Annotated in this window: 14 protein-coding genes and 1 pseudogene; 4 read left to right on the forward strand and 11 right to left on the reverse strand. The window is 37.8% G+C overall.

Features of this window, described 5'->3' with window-relative positions; all coding sequences use genetic code 11:
• Positions 1-211: 211 nt before the first annotated feature.
• Positions 212-1,360, forward strand: a complete 1,149-nt coding sequence (locus AC27E9_RS11460; protein WP_487130284.1) for a helix-turn-helix domain-containing protein — start codon at positions 212-214, stop codon at positions 1,358-1,360.
• A gap of 110 nt (positions 1,361-1,470) precedes the next feature.
• Here the strand turns inward: AC27E9_RS11460 and AC27E9_RS11465 are convergent, their stop codons facing one another.
• Complete coding sequence (locus AC27E9_RS11465; RefSeq protein ID WP_487130286.1) at positions 1,471-2,211, reverse strand: PEP-CTERM sorting domain-containing protein; 741 nt, start codon at positions 2,209-2,211, stop codon at positions 1,471-1,473.
• Between the two features lie 158 nt (positions 2,212-2,369).
• Positions 2,370-3,740: an MATE family efflux transporter gene (locus tag AC27E9_RS11470; RefSeq protein WP_487130287.1), complete on the reverse strand. Its 1,371-nt coding sequence runs from the start codon at positions 3,738-3,740 to the stop codon at positions 2,370-2,372.
• A gap of 254 nt (positions 3,741-3,994) precedes the next feature.
• Between AC27E9_RS11470 and AC27E9_RS11475 the strand changes: the two genes are divergently transcribed.
• Positions 3,995-4,357 carry a DUF4156 domain-containing protein gene (locus AC27E9_RS11475; RefSeq protein WP_487130288.1) on the forward strand — a complete coding sequence of 121 codons (363 nt, stop codon included), beginning with the start codon at positions 3,995-3,997 and terminating at the stop codon, positions 4,355-4,357.
• A 145-nt stretch (positions 4,358-4,502) separates the two neighbouring features.
• On the opposite strand, the gene AC27E9_RS11480 is transcribed toward AC27E9_RS11475, so the two are convergent.
• The 4 genes from AC27E9_RS11480 to AC27E9_RS11495 all read right to left on the reverse strand — a co-directional run bounded on the left by AC27E9_RS11480 (position 4,503) and on the right by AC27E9_RS11495 (position 8,469).
• A complete protein-coding gene (locus AC27E9_RS11480) occupies positions 4,503-5,597 on the reverse strand; it encodes a phosphotransferase enzyme family protein (RefSeq protein ID WP_487130290.1) in 1,095 nt (364 codons plus the stop codon).
• A 9-nt stretch (positions 5,598-5,606) separates the two neighbouring features.
• The gene (locus AC27E9_RS11485) at positions 5,607-6,530 is read right to left on the reverse strand and encodes a sugar phosphate nucleotidyltransferase (RefSeq protein ID WP_487130292.1); all 924 of its coding nucleotides are present in this window, start codon (positions 6,528-6,530) and stop codon (positions 5,607-5,609) included.
• Positions 6,531-6,558: 28 nt separating this feature from the next.
• Positions 6,559-8,016, reverse strand: coding sequence for a Gfo/Idh/MocA family protein (locus AC27E9_RS11490; RefSeq protein WP_487130294.1), 1,458 nt, complete (start codon positions 8,014-8,016; stop codon positions 6,559-6,561).
• A 120-nt stretch (positions 8,017-8,136) separates the two neighbouring features.
• Positions 8,137-8,469, reverse strand: a complete 333-nt coding sequence (locus AC27E9_RS11495; RefSeq protein ID WP_487081559.1) for a GIY-YIG nuclease family protein — start codon at positions 8,467-8,469, stop codon at positions 8,137-8,139.
• A 298-nt stretch (positions 8,470-8,767) separates the two neighbouring features.
• Between AC27E9_RS11495 and AC27E9_RS11500 the strand changes: the two genes are divergently transcribed.
• Positions 8,768-9,967, forward strand: a complete 1,200-nt coding sequence (locus AC27E9_RS11500; protein WP_487130296.1) for a DEAD/DEAH box helicase — start codon at positions 8,768-8,770, stop codon at positions 9,965-9,967.
• Between the two features lie 117 nt (positions 9,968-10,084).
• Positions 10,085-10,336 carry a DUF2999 family protein gene (locus AC27E9_RS11505; RefSeq protein WP_487130298.1) on the forward strand — a complete coding sequence of 84 codons (252 nt, stop codon included), beginning with the start codon at positions 10,085-10,087 and terminating at the stop codon, positions 10,334-10,336.
• 74 nt (positions 10,337-10,410) lie between these two features.
• Here AC27E9_RS11505 and AC27E9_RS11510 read toward each other — a convergent pair whose 3' ends face one another.
• The 5 genes and pseudogenes from AC27E9_RS11510 to AC27E9_RS11530 all read right to left on the reverse strand — a co-directional run bounded on the left by AC27E9_RS11510 (position 10,411) and on the right by AC27E9_RS11530 (position 17,042).
• Positions 10,411-10,914, reverse strand: a complete 504-nt coding sequence (locus AC27E9_RS11510) for a GNAT family N-acetyltransferase (RefSeq protein ID WP_487130300.1) — start codon at positions 10,912-10,914, stop codon at positions 10,411-10,413.
• A 220-nt stretch (positions 10,915-11,134) separates the two neighbouring features.
• The gene (locus AC27E9_RS11515; protein WP_487130302.1) at positions 11,135-14,380 is read right to left on the reverse strand and encodes a S41 family peptidase; all 3,246 of its coding nucleotides are present in this window, start codon (positions 14,378-14,380) and stop codon (positions 11,135-11,137) included.
• Between the two features lie 494 nt (positions 14,381-14,874).
• Positions 14,875-15,354 (reverse strand): DM13 domain-containing protein, encoded by a 480-nt coding sequence (locus AC27E9_RS11520; protein WP_487130304.1) that lies wholly within the window; start codon positions 15,352-15,354, stop codon positions 14,875-14,877.
• A 184-nt stretch (positions 15,355-15,538) separates the two neighbouring features.
• Positions 15,539-16,210 carry an adenosylcobinamide amidohydrolase gene (locus AC27E9_RS11525; RefSeq protein ID WP_487130306.1) on the reverse strand — a complete coding sequence of 224 codons (672 nt, stop codon included), beginning with the start codon at positions 16,208-16,210 and terminating at the stop codon, positions 15,539-15,541.
• A 31-nt stretch (positions 16,211-16,241) separates the two neighbouring features.
• Positions 16,242-17,042 (reverse strand): annotated as a pseudogene (locus AC27E9_RS11530) (trypsin-like serine protease).
• Between the last annotated feature and the right edge of the window lie 127 nt (positions 17,043-17,169).

Here is a 17,169-nt window from a genome sequence, read left to right on the forward strand (position 1 = left end):
ATATATAAAAGTACGGTTGTTCTTTTATAATAGTTTGACTGTTCTATTTTGTAAATAGTACAGTCGAACTATTTGCAATATTAAAAGGTATAAGAAAATTATTGTTTATTGGTGAATCACTAATAAAAATATATGCTTAAGCAGGTGTTTATTGATCGTTTACATGTTTTAATAGCCAAGTTAATTAACTTAAGCCTTTGAACAAATGGATATGTCACAAACCTTTCAACTTACTGAATCTGTCAATAACTTGCTTCAGCAAAGTGAATTACCTGCCTCTTTAACGATTGAGCAATGTGCCAAGGCGCTTGCCATGAGTACGACTTCATTTCGCCGTAAACTAGCACAAGAAGAAACTAGCTTTAAACTGATCCAAAGTAAGTTTTTGAATGAACTGTGTGTACAAGCGCTGTTAACTAAGCACGCTAATATTGAGCAATTGTCGACTAGATTAGGTTATTCTGAACGTGCCACCTTTGAACGAGCTTTTCGACAAAAGTTTGGAACGACGCCGTCACAATTTCGTGAACTTTCGTTAGTTAATAATGCTCAAGCGAGCTACCAAAAACTGACGCAAATAGCACAAGATATTCCTCCTATGCCTGATAGTTGCAAGCAGCTTGTTGCAGAGAAAGATCAAGGAAATTTGGATTTACAACGTGTTATCGAAATAGTGAATAAAGATGCTATTTTTTCTGGCCGTATTATTGGGCAGGCAAGCAAAGCTATTTATGGCAGAACCCCGAAAAACTTGCAAGAAGCGGTAAGTCGAAATTTAGGTATTGGTACTGTGGTTAATTTTGCGGTAATTTTTGCTATGAAAGATGCGTTGCAAGACCAAGTAGAGCAAAAAATTATCGAACAATATAGCCAAGCATTTTTGTTTGCGCCTAAGTTATTTCAGTGGTTACGTAAATCTATCGCAGCTGAAATTAAGTTTGATATAGCGTTAACGGAGCAAACATTAGTATTTGCCTTGTTAGGTGTTTTTTTACTTAGCCACAAAGCCACATATAAACATGAACTTATGCTGCATTCTTTGCAAGGTATAGATGATTTGCAATCGTTAAATCGTCATATTAAGCAAGCAATGGGCATTAGTATTTATTCTGCATCATCATTAATGTTATCGCTATGGCATATCGACGCTAAATTAGTTAAACAGTTAACGCACCTAGAAAAGGTTAGCCAACACCAAGTAAAAGGTAATGCCCAAGATGAGTTACTTATTTTCATGTTGTCATGTTTATATACATCAGCCAGGCAAAGTAATGATTACAATTCCTTAGCGCAGAAAGCAGAGCTATTGCATATTGAAAACTTTAGTGATTTACAAGCAATTATTGCTATGAGAGAGTAGCGGTACGAGTAATGTTTTACTCTTTGATATGAACTTTCTCGGCCGCAAACAAAATTAGGGGCTGGTTATTAGCCGAGAAAGCCATAAATTAGGTTGTTAAGTTAAATTCCTTAGTGAATCCACGTACGTTGTCTTGCTGCAAGAAAACCTAAAGCGATAAGAAATAAAACTAACATTGATGGCTCCGGAACTGTTGTTGCGGCTTTCGATGCCATTTGTGTAAGTGATACGTTGTCTATTAAGCCACCTAAAGTATTTTGTCTACCGAATGAGCCAAAGCTTAAATCCATTGATTGCGCTTGTGCAGTAAACATTACCGACTGTAGAGCCCAGTTCGGAGTCAAATTTCGGGTACTATCTGTGCTAAAGTCAGCTAACATGTTGATATCAAAGTTGATGGCTGAGTCATACCAAAATACGTTAATGCCATTGTCGTTGGTGTTATTTGTACGTGGCTTGTAATAAAACTCTAGTAAATAATTAGCACCAACAGAAAGTGAATCTAAAGTTTGCGTCATCACAGTGTTCGATGCGCCACGAGGGTGCGAGTCTAGTTCTATGTGATGCAAACCATCTTGAGAGCGAGTAACCACATTCTTCTGTAACTCAATACCATTACCGAAACTAGTTTCCCAGCCGGGTAAGGTAGCAAAAACATCCCAAGCGCGATTTTTATTATCAAAGTTATGTAAACTTGTATTGTGAACAATACCTGATGATTGTGTACCATCACTAAAAACTAATTGCTCAAAACTGCCATTGGTAATTAACGATGCATTACTGAAAGCACTTAATGTAATTGAGGTGAACAAAATACTCGATAAGGTAATTTTCTTTATTAAATTCAACATATGATAACCTCCAACACAATCTTTAATGTGCTGATGAGTATACGAAAGGCGAATAAGTGAAAATATGGCTAAACTGTCCAATTTAAATAAATTGAACAGTTTATTGAGGAGTTATTTCGTTATATTAGATAAGAATAGTTAGCTCAACTTAGTTCAATCTAGCTTAGCTGAGATAACGGTGCTGTTACTGCACCTTTGGTTAAACGCTTGTTAAATTCACGACGCAATAAGGTAAAACTTATCAATGCCTGTAAACAAACTGTTGCAACCGAAATATACCAAAGTTTTTCAATTGTAAAATCGCTTTGTTGTGATAGCCAAAGTGCAGGAAATATAAATGTTAACAGGCGTGTTGCCGTGCTTAATAGCGCCGGCCAGGTATTTCCTAACGATTGAAACATGCCGGAGCAAGTAAATACCAAGCCAGATGGCACAAAATTCCAACATATAATTTGCAAAAACGCCGCGCTGATCACTATAACTTGTTTATCGCTTGAAAAGCCTTGTAGTAAAATTTCCGCTTGCCACAAACAAATTAGCGTTAGCATTGTCATTAAAGAACAGGTCATGATGGCTGACCATTTGAATGTCTCTTTTACTCGTTGATAATTTTTTGCACCAAAATTTTGCCCAGCAATGGCTGGGGCGGCAAAGGCAATCGCCATTGCCGGTAAAAATAGTGATTGCATAACTCTTGAGCCTAAACCAAATGCAGCTTGTGCATCAGGACCAAATTGCTGAATGAGCCAGTAAATCGTTGCCATATACAAAAACATCAGCAAGAACTCGCCACCGGCAGGTAAACCTATAGCCAACAGCTTTTTTAAACATTCGCTATCGAACTTCCAAAGGGAAAAATTAATGCTGACGTATTTTTCTGAGGTTTTAAAATAGTAGGCTAATAACCCAACAGCAAAAATAACTGAAATAGAACTAGCAAGTCCAGCGCCAGCAATACCCATGGCATAACCTGTTCCCCAGCCTGCAATTAAAATGGGTGATAAAATAATGTTGACTAAAATAGACAGCATTTGGATTATCATTGTTGGTTTAACAATCCCTGTACCGCGTAGAGCAGCACTGATTGAAACCATTAAAAATTGTAATGCCATACAAGGGATAAACCAATGTAAGTAATCAAGCCCCATAGCAACGGTACCTGAGTCTTGAGATACGATATTTAGGTAGTTTTCAGCTCCTAAATAACCAATAACACAAACCACAATACCGATAACGCTTGAGATCATCATTGATTGATTAAAAATGTTATTAGCTTTGTCCTGTTCTTTTTCTCCAACCGCATGAGAAATAAGTGTAGCTGTACCGACATTAATAATTTGTGTTAGGGCAAAAATTAAAAACATGGCATTTCCAGCCAAACTTAGGCCAGCTAATGCAGTTGCTCCTAATTTACCAACAAAATAAAGATCAACAAGAAAATATAGGGTTTGTACAAACATGCCAAACATCATTGGTAAGGCCATAGTAATTAAGTGCTTAGGTATTGAACCCTGTGTTAAATCTTTCATGTGCTGGAAATCCATTTGATACGAAACGAGATGTTAACTATTTGATGTTTTTAACCACGCTATTTAAGCCGGTTAGCATAACCTACTTACCTTGGTAGGTAACTCGTTTTTACGCATTATATTTGAAGCATTTGTAAAAAAATGATCGGTAGATGTAAGTGGCTCTTACATTATCAACACACTTTGTAAATATTAATAATTTAAGGAGAACTTACAATAGCTTTAATTAAACGATTTACTTAACAGGAAATAATATGAAAACACTATTTGCAATGATCTTGGTAACAACATTAGCCGCATGCTCTTCTGTTGCTGTTCAACCTCAAGCAACTGGCGTAAGATTAACTCACAACGAACCGGGTAAAGAGTGTACATTTTTAGGTGATGTTACTGGTAGCCAAGGAGATTTCTTTACAGGTGCGTTTACTTCAAATGCTGATTTAGAAACTGGTGCACGTAATGACATAAAAAATAAGGCTAAGCAACTTGGTGGTGATACTGTCTATCTTTTAACTCAACGTGCCGGACAAACAGGGCATTTCGATGATGACTTTGGTGGTGGAAGCCAGCAAACAAACGTTACGCTATCAGGTAATGTTTATAAATGTGCTAATTAGTTTCGCATTTCCATTGAAGCCAGTGATTAGGTCATACCGAGTTATTGGCTTTTTCGTATCTCACCGATAAACTGAAATAGCTAAATATTAAACGCTTGTCGCTATTAGCTAAATATTAAACGCTTGTCGCTATTAGCTAAATAGATTAAATGCAATGGACTATGTCACTTAATTGTTGGCGTTGTTGCTTGAGAAGCTTAAACAATTGAAATTGGTTTTTAGCTCTTACCAAGTTATGCTCTGAATGTTGAACATGAAAATATTTGTCACCATCAAGGTAATCTGTTAAAAATCGCACCGCCATCATAAACGGTATCAGTAAAGCGCCAACAACTAAACTGTCTATTTCAGCTTTGCTAATTGTACCATTAAGCGTTGTTATATAGCCTTTTGCTAAAGCTTCGAAAATATCTAATCTTATGCTCATTTGTGCTATTTCAATACCGTCTTCAGGTAAGCTTGAGCAACAAGTGCGCACCATATCGCCAAAGTCATGCATTAAATAGCCAGGCATACAGGTATCAAGGTCGATTACGGCTATTGCCTGGTGTGTTTCGGTATTAAAAAGTAAATTGTTAATTTTTGTATCATTGTGGGTTACTTTCATCGGCAGGGTTTCCACCAATTCCGCCACTTCATTAATAAAATGTTGCTGAGTAAAACAGTCGTCGATGATAGTCTGGCAAGATGAACCTCGTTGCTGACTATCATTATTTTTCGCATAAGCTAATTGTTGTAATCTATGGGCTAAGTGATGAAAATCTGGAATGATTTCAGCTAAGCTTTGTGTTGGGAAATCGCTTAATGCAGCACTAAATTGCGCAAACGCCGTAGCAGCTTTTTCTGCTTGTTCACAAGTTTCTACCACGTCAATTGAACAGCTATTAGGAATAAATGCTATTGCGCGCCAATAGTCGCTATCAAGTTGTAAAAGCGTACTGTTTTCTTTATTAGTTAACTGGCCAATTGTTGCTAATGGATACTCACCAAGTGCTTTTTTTGCAATTAAATGTTGGTTAATTAAGTCTGCGTTTTGCGTTACTTGTTTAGGGTTTTGAAATACATGGCTATTTATACGCTGTAATACAAAGCGCTTATTATTTGATGTTATTAAGTAAGTGTCATTAATTAAGCCATTCCCCAAAGGAGACATTGAATAATCCGATGGAGAAACCTGGTAATGTTCTACTACTTTATCGATAACCTGATTTTGCTTGTTAGTCAGTAAACTGTTGTTCATAAATTATACTTAATGAGTTTGTAAAGATGAAATAGAAGAAGGAAAGAGCTGATCAATTTTACTATTAACCCAAGCAGAATCATCGGCATAAGTAACTCCAAACCAGTCATCGTCAGACGTTAATATATCAACACTTATCTGATGTCGATTTAGCTGGCTCATCACGACATTTGGCAAATAACATTCAATTTTCTCGTGAGATATTGCCGTTAATGTTTTGATGAGCTCTTGCTCGATTGCAGAAAATATACTGGTGTCGAAAGCCCAAAGATTCATCGAAACTAGTGAGTTTTCAGATAAATTGATTGATTGATTTTTGTTGGAGTCATGTCCAGATATAATGAAATTATTATGACTGTTCTTGGTGTGAATATTTTCAATTTCTGTTACTTGGGTCAATTGCATGTTTTGATTGTATTCACAAAGCCCTCGGTTAACACCGCCATGATTAGAAAGAGTTTTTTGAACTAGATATGCGACCATAGCGTATCGTTGGAGTTGACTTTTAGCGCAGGCAGCGTGACGTTGTGTCAGTAAATTAAAAGCCTTTTCACCATAGTAGTCATCGGCATTAATAACCACAAAATGGTTTTTAATAAAATCTTTGGCGCACCAAAGTGCATGTGCAGTGCCTAGCGGCTTTTTTCTTGCCGTGGATATGGTGCATTTCTCTGGCAACGCACTTAAGGTTTGGATTGCAATATCTACTTTTAATGATTTTGGTAATCGTGCTATTACCTTTTGTTCTAATTGCAGTTTTTGTTGAGCCTGAGTAATAAAAACCACATGATTAAAACCAGCCGCTACAGCGTGGACTAAATTATATTCCATTAAAGTTTTCGCCTGCGCACCAAAACAAGCGAATTGTTTAGCACCGCCAAAACGACTGCCATTACCTGCTGCTAAAATAACTAGAGTTTTCAATTGTGTCATATTAACGTTTGTTCTCGACTACTATTTACTAAGAGATAATTCCCAGTGGCTTGGCTGTTTTCCATACACCTCGAGTAAAGTCAGGAATATCCTTTGAGTTACTTCTATCGGTTACTGAATCAGCGCTCAGTGGTGTAATGGCTGACCATGCAGCAGCATCGTAAACGTCTTGATCAAGTGCTTCACCATTTCTTAAACAGTAAATCATGCGCCAAAGCATAAGGAAGTCCATACCACCATGGCCGCCATTACGTTGGGCTTCTTGTCCCATGGCTAGCCAAAGTGGGTGGTCAAACTCTGCTTGCCACTTAGTTATATCTTTATCCCAACGATGAAAACTTGGCGCTCTAGGTTTTGTGCCTTGCTTTCCTGTTGCTTGCCATGCTTTGAGATGATCTTGATAGTTTTTCTCATTTTGCATGGCAATATGACTTGGTACATTTTCTAAGGCAATACGATTAGGGAAACCAGCAAAAACCCCGTTGGTACCTTGAATATAGTTATGTCGAGAATAAGGGCGTGGTGTGGTGGTATCATGTTGAACCATAATACTGCGACCGAGTTTTGTTTTGATTAAAGTCGTATTCATATCGCCAGCGATATAATTTAGCTGATTTCTTTCGTGATCTGCTGGAAACTCGCGATTAGCGTACGCTTGTCGTCCAAGTGCTGGTGAACTGGTTGACGTTAAATAATTAAAACGATCGCCACGGTTTATATTCATATACTGTGAAACTGGCCCTAAACCATGTGTTGGGTATAAATTACCGTTAGTTTTGGTATGCCAGTATGTTCGCCATGAACCTGTTTTATATTCAATTTCTTTCATTTGCCAGCGCAACTCATGAATATATGCTGCTTCTCCGTGCAATAATTCACCAAATAAGCCTTGGCGTACCATGTTCAGCACCATCAGCTCATCACGGCCATAGCAAACATTTTCCATCATCATGCAATTTTTTTGCGTACGTTCAGCGGTGTTGACTAATTGCCAACACTCTTCAACAGTGGTTGCGGCAGGCACTTCTACAAACGCATGCTTGCCACTTTCCATGGTTTCCACACACATAGGGGTATGCCAAGCCCAAGGTGTCGAGATAATAACAATATCAATATCTTGACGATTTAACATTTCTCGATAGGCATGATCTGAACCCGTATAGCGATCAGGGCGAGGTAAGTTTTTCTCAACCACATCGTTAATAGAACGGTCTAATACCAGCGGGTTAGTATCACAAATAGCTTTTATTTCTACACCATCAATATGACAATAGTGTTTAACATGGCCGGAGCCGCGCTCACCTACACCAATAAAACCGATACGTACAACGTCCATTTTTGGAACGATTAAGCCCATTACAGATTTGCCCTGAGCTTTTAACGTTGTAGAATTTTGTGAATTTGATGTCGCACAACCGCTTGCAACTCCTGCGGCTGTGACGGCTGCAACCGACTTTAAAAAATTACGGCGATCATTGCTGCTCATTAAAACTTACCCTGTCTATTATTCTTATGACTAATAATTTACGTGACAGCGTTGTCAGATGCAAGCTTAGGTAATTAGCACATCATAACTTCTTTAAAAAAGGGATGTTATCTACAAGTATTAACTTGCGTTGAGAATGGGGATTCTTAAGGTTTCTCTTTTCAATAAGCTTTCTGCAACTTCAGCAGGCACTTGGTAGAATTCATTAACGTACTCTTGAGCATTCAAATACTCACGAATTTGCTTTTTCACTTTACATGGATTCATACACTTTAATGAAAATACAACAGAATAATCACCGGGTGTGTTTTGAGATATTTGCTTGGCATAATCTTCAGGATCTTTAGGTGTACAGCCAATTCTTACTACATCACTAAAAAACGAGTGCGTCATCACGTAGACGTTGCCATAGGAAATATCGTTGCTTTGAGAGTCTTGTTCAGTATTTTCCATTACGTAATAACCTAAGTTAATGATTAATTTAGCTGTTTTATAAGTATTGCAAAATCCAACTATAATGCAACAGTGCCGTTATTATACTAAAAACAATAAAAAAAACAGTATTATGATTTAACTGATAACAATAGGTAACCATTCTGGATATTCATTCCACTACTTGTATCTGCGCACTATGATGTTTTCTCGTTATGTTTGACTGCATGAACATGATAATTGGTGCTATAATCGCGCTCTTGTTTTGACTAGGCTATTTGAGCCTAATCCTCCTTGTAAAAACCTATAGAGGTAGTTAATGCCGTTTTCTAGACTTGGATTGTCTTCACCGATAGTCAATGCACTTACAGAATTAGAATATACAACGCCAACAGAGATTCAAAAGCAGGCAATACCTGTAGTGTTGTCGGGTAAAAATGTAATTGCGGCAGCGCAAACGGGTACCGGAAAAACGGCAAGTTTTGTGTTACCACTGTTGGAAAAGCTGTGTGCCATTGAAAAAGATGAAGAGCGAAAGCTACGCGGTAAACGTATTCGAGCTTTGATATTAACGCCAACGCGTGAGCTGGCAATGCAAGTTGAAGCAAGTATTGCTCAGTATGGCAAATATTTAAATTTAACATCAATGGCAATGTATGGTGGTACTGAAATTGGGCCGCAAAAGCAGCAGTTAATTTGGGGAGTCGATATTCTCGTAGCAACGCCAGGGCGATTGCTTGATATGACGCACCAACGTGCCGTAAATTTTGACCAACTTGAAGCCTTTGTGCTAGATGAAGCCGATAGAATGTTAGACATGGGCTTTATTGATGATATTAATAAAATTATTGAGCGTTTGCCATCGCAGCGTCAAAACCTACTATTTTCGGCAACGATATCTAACGATGTAAGGGCACTTGCCAAACGAACGATCTCTCATGCAGAAGAGCTCTCTGTTGTTAAAAACAGCGCATCTAAACCTAAAATTGAGCAATGGTTAGTAACCGTCGATAAAACTAATAAGTCGGCGCTATTAAGCTTTCTAATTAAAGAGCAGCAATGGCAACAAGCGTTAATTTTTATCGAAACCAAACACGGAGCTGCAAAACTGGTTAGCCAATTGGAAAAGCGAGGCATTAAAGCTGAATCAATTCATAGTGGGAGAACGCAAACTGTGAGAGAACAAATATTGGCCGACTTTAAATCAGGGAAAATAAACTTTCTTGTTGCAACAGGTATTGCTGCTCGTGGTATTGATATTGGTGAATTGTCACGGGTTGTAAATTACGACTTACCTGATAAAGCTGATGACTATATTCACCGTATTGGCAGAACCGGTCGAGCAGGGCAAAGTGGTGTGGCAGTGTCACTTGTAGCAAAAGATAATTTTAGAAACTTGTGTGCGATAGAAAGCCGCTTAGGGCATATTATCGAGCGAAAAGTTTTTGAGGAATTCCCTGTTAAGAAAGTCGTGCCAGTGTCCATTTTGAATTATGTGCCTAAGAATAAACGACCATAATTTAATTCAATATAAATAAGCGCGTGTTTTTAAATCTATGTCAGCAATGTTAGAATATTTGCTGATGTTTGCGCTAGTAGTACGCATAAACAAGTTAATAAATTAATAGGAATGTAGATGAATCCAATTATTGCAATTTTAAAAGAACATAACGTTAGCGATGAACAAACCAAAGAAGTATTTCAAGCGTTGACAGAAAATCCATTGATGGCAATGGCGACAGTGCAACAGTTAGGTATTCCGCAAGAAAAACTGCAATCAATGATGATGTTATTAATGCAAAACCCAGCATTAATTAAAGAAGCAGTCGATGAATTAGGTTTAGATTTTAGCAAGGTTGAAGCTGCTAAGGCTGCTTTAAATAAGTAATCAGGAATACTGTAATGCGTAATTTTTTGCGTAGCTGCAGCCAATTAAGCCTATTTTTCTTAGGCTCTCAGCAGTTAGGGTGTATAGCTATAGGTTGTACATCCGAATTTCCCGCCGTTTAATGCTAAAAAGTTAGCCTGATAAGATTGAATCTTAAAACCTTGCTTTTTTAGTACTGCTGCAGAAGCTGGGTTGTTATCCAAAACTAGTGCGTTTAACTCGCTGAGTGAGTAGGTGTTGCTTGCTATATTCATCAATTCTGTAAGACAAAAGCTAGCATAACCTTTACCAGTGCTGTTTTTTGCAACACGATAACCAACACTGCCTTTATTCTCTGCAGTACATATATCTTTTAAGTTGCCACGTGCGACAATGGCTCCGTTCTCAATAAGCACCCCTGAATAACTCATGCCTAGTTTTGCATTAGCAATACATTCGAAGATATGCTTCTTAATATTGCTAAGTGTATAAAAATCATCACCCCTTGAAGCGATCAAAGATTCAAACCAAGCTCTATTTTCCAACTCAAATTGAAATAGTAAATTTAAATGTTGGCTTGATAACGTTTCAAATTTCATTGATTTAGCCTGAGGACTGTCTTGTTGTATTAATGTTCTTTGTGAATATTAACATTGAGCCACTAACTTTGCTGATAGCTTTCTGAACTTTTATTCATTTCCCAAACCTAAATATTAGTCATTTAAGATGCAATTAATTCTTGTCAGATTTAAAAGGTCAAAAAAATCCGCGATAAACGCGGATTTTTTTTGCTTAGCTATTGCCTTGAAGTCAGTGGTATTATTTTACTTTTTTAAGTAATACTTCAACCGCTTTCTCAATTTGCTTATCTTGACCTTGAGATGACGATTCAGGGTCATTTTTCACCATATGATCAGGCATAGTTTGGCTATTTTCTAGGTAATTGCCTTTGGTATCTTTCATACCTACTTGTGGCACACCTGCGCGGAAGTCACCTGAGATACCTGTTTCCCACCAAACAGCAGTCATAGTGCCTGGCACTGGCATACCAACCATTTCACCTAGGTCTAATTCATCGTAGGTGTAAGAGAACGCGTGCGCGTCACTATAGTTACCTTCGTTAATTAATAGAACAGATGGCTTGTTCCATTGATCAAGTGGATCACCTGCATATTTTCGGCCTCGAACATGCATAGTGAAATACTCGTTACCACTAAGAAGCTTAGCTAAGTCATTGTGTAACCAACCGCCGCCATTAAAACGAGTATCAACCACTACTGCTTTTTTATCGAAGTGCTTACCTAATAGGCGAGAATAAACAGCTCTAAAGCTTGAGTCATTCATGCTGCGAACGTGAACATAAGCCAGTTGACCGTTTGATAATTCATCAACCAATGCTTCACGAGAGCTAACCCAGCGATCATATAATAAGTTACCTAGTGCACGTGCTGATGTTGGTTTGATCACTTCATCAAAGCTTTTACCTTTTGCATCTTCAAAAGTAAATCTTACGCGTTTACCCGCCTTATGATTAAGCAATTGGTATAAGTTTTGATACTTATCTAATTCAACACCGTTAACAGCGATAAGTTTAACCCCAGCTTTAACTTTACTATTGGCGTTATCAAACGGACCTTTTGCCAATACTTCTTCAACTTCTAAGCCATTGCTGTAGTCAAAAAACAATCCCAATCGGCCAGTCTTATCATCAGTTTTAGTTGATTTTGGTCTGTAAGACGAGCCAATATGTGAAGCGTTTAATTCGCCGGTCATTTCTGCAAACATGTTGGCAAAGTCACGCCCATGAGCAATTGAAGGTAATTTCTTACGGTAAGATTCACCCACGTCATCCCAATCTATTCCGTGGAAATCGTCACGATAAAACTTGTCTTTAATTACTCTCCAGCTGTGATCGAACATGAACTCACGCTCAGAGGCTGCTTTCAATTGCATCACTGGGTTTGCACTAATTGGCTTTAAGGTAACTTTTTTGCCTAAATCACCTTTCTTTAGCTGACCGTCAGCAAGAATAAAGATTTTTTTACCATCTTCACTAAATGACATATCCACTGATCTAGCATTTAATTTAGCGACTAGTTCAGTTTTCTTATCACGAATAGACTGACGCCATAAGTCATAACCTTTTTCAAAGCGTGCTAAGTAATATAATTCTTTAGCATCTTTAGTTAAGTACGCTTGGCTTAAATTTGAAGAGTGAGCAGTAAGACGAACGGTACGACGTTCAATGTTGTCCCATTCAATATCAACAGGTTTTATTTCTTCTGCCTTTTCTTTATCTTTCTTTTCATCTTTTGAATCATCAGTTTTCTTGTCTTTTTTAGCTGCTTCTTCTTCCGCTTTCTCTAGCTCTTTTTGTAGCTCATACTCTTCTTTTGACATACTGAACTTGTCATAGCTATCTTGGGTTAAAAACGCTGCTAGTACATCGCCCTCGCGCCCCCAGCTACCATGAGCACGTTTACCAAAACGAGCGCTCCACCATAGAACGGCTTTGCCATCCGTATGCCAAGTTGGCGCGTCGTCACTATAACCAGATAAGCTAATGTCTTTTGGCTTTTCTGAGCCATCAGACGGGAAAACGCCTACATTGTTGACGAATAAACGTCCTCGAGGAGAGAAACTTGCTGTCATCCAGTAACTATCAGGTGCCCACGCAAATGAAATATCACCGTCAGCGTAAGAATAGTTATTCTCTTTTCCTAACGCTACGTTAACTTTCTTGCTTTCGCGATCAATCACTTGAATTTCATCACGGTTTGATAAGAAAGCAATCTTTTTACCGTCAGGTGAATAAACCGGTTGGAAGCTGTCTGTATCAGCTAAGTGAACCACTTCTTCTTTTAGCGTAGTTGCAGCAAAGAAGTATGGCTCTGAGTCATTTTTAATACTGGTTTCGTATAAACCCCAATGACCTTCGCGCTCAGCTGCGTATAAAATGGTTTTACCGTCTTTATGGAAAGACACTGAACGTTCTTGCTGCGGTGTATTCGTAATAGCACGTGTCGTTTTAAACTCTGTGCTGGCAACAAATACTTCACCACGGGCAATAAATGCAACTTCTTTACCATCAGGCGATACTGAATATTCTGAAATTTTGCCACCTAATGAAACAGGCAGTAATTCATCTTCTTGAATATCATTCGCAATAGTTATGTCAACATGCTTAGGCGAGCCTTTTTTACTGGTGTAAACACTACCGTGATGAACAAAAGCTAAAGTACCGTTATCACTGATTGATAAACTACGAACAGGGTACTCTTTAAACTTAGTAATTTGCTTTTTATTGCTACCGTCTAAGTCAGCTTGGAACACGTTAAACGCACCTGACTTTTCTTCAGACGTATAATAAAAGGTATTTTTGTCTTTCCAAACCGGGTTGTGATCACCACCCTTAAACGTTGTTAACTGAGTATGCTTGCCTGATTTAAGGTCATGTACCCAAATGTCACGAGCAAAGGCTGAAACATCATGTTTTCTGAATTGGTTTTCATACGCCTTTTCATCACGATAAAGTACCTTCTTACCATTTGGGGAGTACTGAAGCTCAGATGCTGGAATAGTGGCAAACATTTCAGGTGTCCCACCTTTAACAGAAACGGTATAGCTTTCTGATAAGCGAGAAGTAGGGAATACGGTTGAATTTTTAGAATCCATTCGGCTTGATGTAAACAGTACATCTTTTCCGTTTTTACTGAAATCTTGTGGAATGTCGTGCGATGAATGGTACGTTAATCGTTTCGCTTTTCCGCCTTTTGCAGGCATTACGTAAACGTCTAAATTACCGTTTCTGTCACTGGCAAAGGCAATGCTTTTGCCATCACGAGACCAAACAGGGTGGCCGTCCCAATCATTATGAATAGTTAGCGGGCGTGCAGTGCCACCTTTTGATGGAACGGTATAAATATCACCTTTGTATGAAAATGCAATCGTTTTACTATCGGGTGAAATACTAGTGTGCAAAAACCATTCTTCGTTTTTATCAGCCGCAGTTGCAGCAGTGGCGAAAATAGCCAATGCCGACAATGCATACTTTGACTTGTGCATTATTATGTCCTTTAACAACGTGAGGTGTTGCCATTATTTTTATTATTAAATGCTCTACGAGCAGTTATGTGATGTTATAACAACTAGGGAATGATGCCAACTACCCAAATATGTACAAGAAAGGAAAGTTTAGTTCTTTACAAGGTACTAATAAGTTGATTAAACGAGCTTAAACGACAAAGTACTTAGCTAATATTTATTAATATTAAAGCTTATATAAACTGATAATACATAGCCTACAGAGTGTTTTTTATTCTATGATTTGAGCTAGTAGTATAGAACATTAGTTATAAAACTTAGGCAACAATGTATAAAGTGTTTTAACCCGAACTGCAGAAAACTGAAATGACTACTTACAATTTATATAGTCATTTATAGGGGCTGCTGATCTTTTAAAGTTGAGTCTTTTTCAAACTCAGCTTTGCTCAATTATTTACTAATTACTGTAAAATAACCTCGAAAAAAACAACAACCCCCTTGTAAATTTAGATGATTTATCGATACTTTGCAGAGGTAATAAATTCGCTAAAAGCCTCACACCAAACAATAACAGTATTAAATTGAGCTAGCTCAATACCAGGGGCAACTTTAACCATGAAATTATCAAAAGTTTTAACATCACCAACGAGTTTCATGGTGGACTTTAATCGTTCAAACTCCACTTCTGTTTCGACAAATGTAGGCGATAAATAAAGTCGATATTCCGGGCCTGGAGCAAGCTTTCCAAGCAAAGTGATATAATTTTGATTAATTGAAACTTTTCCATCGCCCCAATGGAGTGCATCGCTGTCCTTTAAATCTCTAATAAATTCAGTTCTATATTTAGCCTGAATAGAAATTGCTTTGATATCTGCCTCGCTCGGCGCAGGAGGAGCAGTAAGTATTGGCAGTGCATAAATGCCAATAGCAAACCCGAAGGCCAGCATAGCAATGTGTGTGAAAGTAAGAAAAGCTAATTTTTGGATTTTCATCATACTCTATTATAGTTATCTAAAGCCTTTATTAAAGGCTAATGATGTTTGGCAAAATGCTATAGCAGACTGAAATAGTGCTATGCATAGTAGTCTAACTTTAAAATATCACCAGCAATAAATAACGCCAATTTTAATACATAGAAGTGGCTGTTTATTATGCCGTACAGCGATAGAACCTAGAAATTTATGTCGCTAAAGAGCTGGTAACTGCTGCAATAACTAAGCGTCCAATCCACTCGCCAAGCAACACATGTTTACCGCAAAATTCAATTTCTTGAGATCCATCACCACTGACAATTGCAATAGCATCGGTTCCCGTTCCTGTTGCGACCTGATGAGATATAGGGCTTAAAATGCCGGCATTTTGCAAAGCAGCAGCCTTTGCTTCTGTCGCAACCATTACCGCCTCTAACATGGCCGTATCAGTTAATTTAGCTGAGAAAACTAAGATAAGATTAATTGTGCCAACCTCCTCTGTAATAGCTAATAATTCTTGCACGTCAGCTTTATCACCGGCACGTCGGGCATTGTTTATACCTGTTGTAACCAGAACAGTAATATCAACACCTTCAACATTTACTTGCTCTACTCTAAGTGAGTCCATTGAAGCCGCTGTCATCATACCAACGATATTACCACGCCAACCTTGGGCTGAGGAATAGTTGCTTAGGCTTTTATCTGGAGCTTCGCAAAAATTGCCATTTTTAGGGACTTTACGATTAACAATATGATCAGCTATGACAAAACCACCATTCAATATTGCCGAGCTTAATACTCGCTGAGGAGATGAAAAGGCTAACTGTACGTGATCATCATTATGTTGTAGTGTCGTAAAGGAGTTAATGTTTATAGCCATAAATATTCGCGATGTTAGTTATTTTCTTAACTTAATTCTCTTTTTCATGATTCAATACATTTGATATCCAGTCAAAGTAACTTGAAACTCTAACTTGATAAGCAGTAGTACCGTATAAACCACCTTTAAAGGTAGATATATTGCCATGTGCTAATTGCCAACTTGATAAACCTACAAGATAGGGAATATTGTCTTGAAATATAACAGAAGCTCCACCGCTATCTCCTGAACCATGTATCCCTTCAAGAGCTAGGGCATTTTGGGGTTCGTCAAATTTAAATGTTAACCAGTTGCCTTCTGAGCTCTCAACAATATTTTGAAATTTATTTGTTGTGCGTATTGATTTGGTCTCGAGTTTTTCACCTGTTAAGCCATTGCCTGTTGCGCCTTTACCATAAACAGTGACCGTTTTACCTTTCTCATTCGTTCAAGTGTACATATTAATTGGTTTAACATCGTTAACCATTGAGGTTAGTTTGATAAGCGCAATATCACTTCTAGATTTCAATAAATTCATTAAAGGCGCTAAATCGCCTTTCAATAAATCTTTATTTGGTTCAACATAATTTGGGTGAGTATGAACGCGTTCAATTTCATAAACTTTTGAACCAATAGTTAATTCCTTGCCAACATAATCATAAAAAATAGTATGCGCTACAGTTAAAACCCACTGTGAGTTTATTAATACGCCATGACCTTCATGGGGCATATCAATTAGGTATTCAGGAGCGTTACTAACAACATAACTTTCAGGAAGAACATCATGACGCTTTACTACAGCATTGCTAAAAAGAGAGTAAAAACACAAGAATAGTAAAAGCCAAATTTTCATATTAATGTCATGTTAATTAGTGGAAAGTTAATACATTATTTAGAGGCAAATAATTATGACTAAAATGTGTAATGAAGCGAAATAAGCTAACTATTACTTATTCCGCTTGAACAACTTGCTACGAATT

The organism is Colwellia meonggei (assembly GCF_057537295.1).

Bases quoted from the DNA above. Each gene is read 5' to 3' on its own strand.
- AC27E9_RS11460 (WP_487130284.1), top strand. From the start codon at position 212: ATGTCACAAACCTTTCAACTTACTGAATCTGTCAATAACTTGCTTCAG.
- AC27E9_RS11465 (WP_487130286.1), bottom strand. From the start codon at position 2,211: ATGTTGAATTTAATAAAGAAAATTACCTTATCGAGTATTTTGTTCACC.
- AC27E9_RS11470 (WP_487130287.1), bottom strand. From the start codon at position 3,740: ATGAAAGATTTAACACAGGGTTCAATACCTAAGCACTTAATTACTATG.
- AC27E9_RS11475 (WP_487130288.1), top strand. From the start codon at position 3,995: ATGAAAACACTATTTGCAATGATCTTGGTAACAACATTAGCCGCATGC.
- AC27E9_RS11480 (WP_487130290.1), bottom strand. From the start codon at position 5,597: ATGAACAACAGTTTACTGACTAACAAGCAAAATCAGGTTATCGATAAA.
- AC27E9_RS11485 (WP_487130292.1), bottom strand. From the start codon at position 6,530: ATGACACAATTGAAAACTCTAGTTATTTTAGCAGCAGGTAATGGCAGT.
- AC27E9_RS11490 (WP_487130294.1), bottom strand. From the start codon at position 8,016: ATGAGCAGCAATGATCGCCGTAATTTTTTAAAGTCGGTTGCAGCCGTC.
- AC27E9_RS11495 (WP_487081559.1), bottom strand. From the start codon at position 8,469: ATGGAAAATACTGAACAAGACTCTCAAAGCAACGATATTTCCTATGGC.
- AC27E9_RS11500 (WP_487130296.1), top strand. From the start codon at position 8,768: ATGCCGTTTTCTAGACTTGGATTGTCTTCACCGATAGTCAATGCACTT.
- AC27E9_RS11505 (WP_487130298.1), top strand. From the start codon at position 10,085: ATGAATCCAATTATTGCAATTTTAAAAGAACATAACGTTAGCGATGAA.
- AC27E9_RS11510 (WP_487130300.1), bottom strand. From the start codon at position 10,914: ATGAAATTTGAAACGTTATCAAGCCAACATTTAAATTTACTATTTCAA.
- AC27E9_RS11515 (WP_487130302.1), bottom strand. From the start codon at position 14,380: ATGCACAAGTCAAAGTATGCATTGTCGGCATTGGCTATTTTCGCCACT.
- AC27E9_RS11520 (WP_487130304.1), bottom strand. From the start codon at position 15,354: ATGATGAAAATCCAAAAATTAGCTTTTCTTACTTTCACACACATTGCT.
- AC27E9_RS11525 (WP_487130306.1), bottom strand. From the start codon at position 16,210: ATGGCTATAAACATTAACTCCTTTACGACACTACAACATAATGATGAT.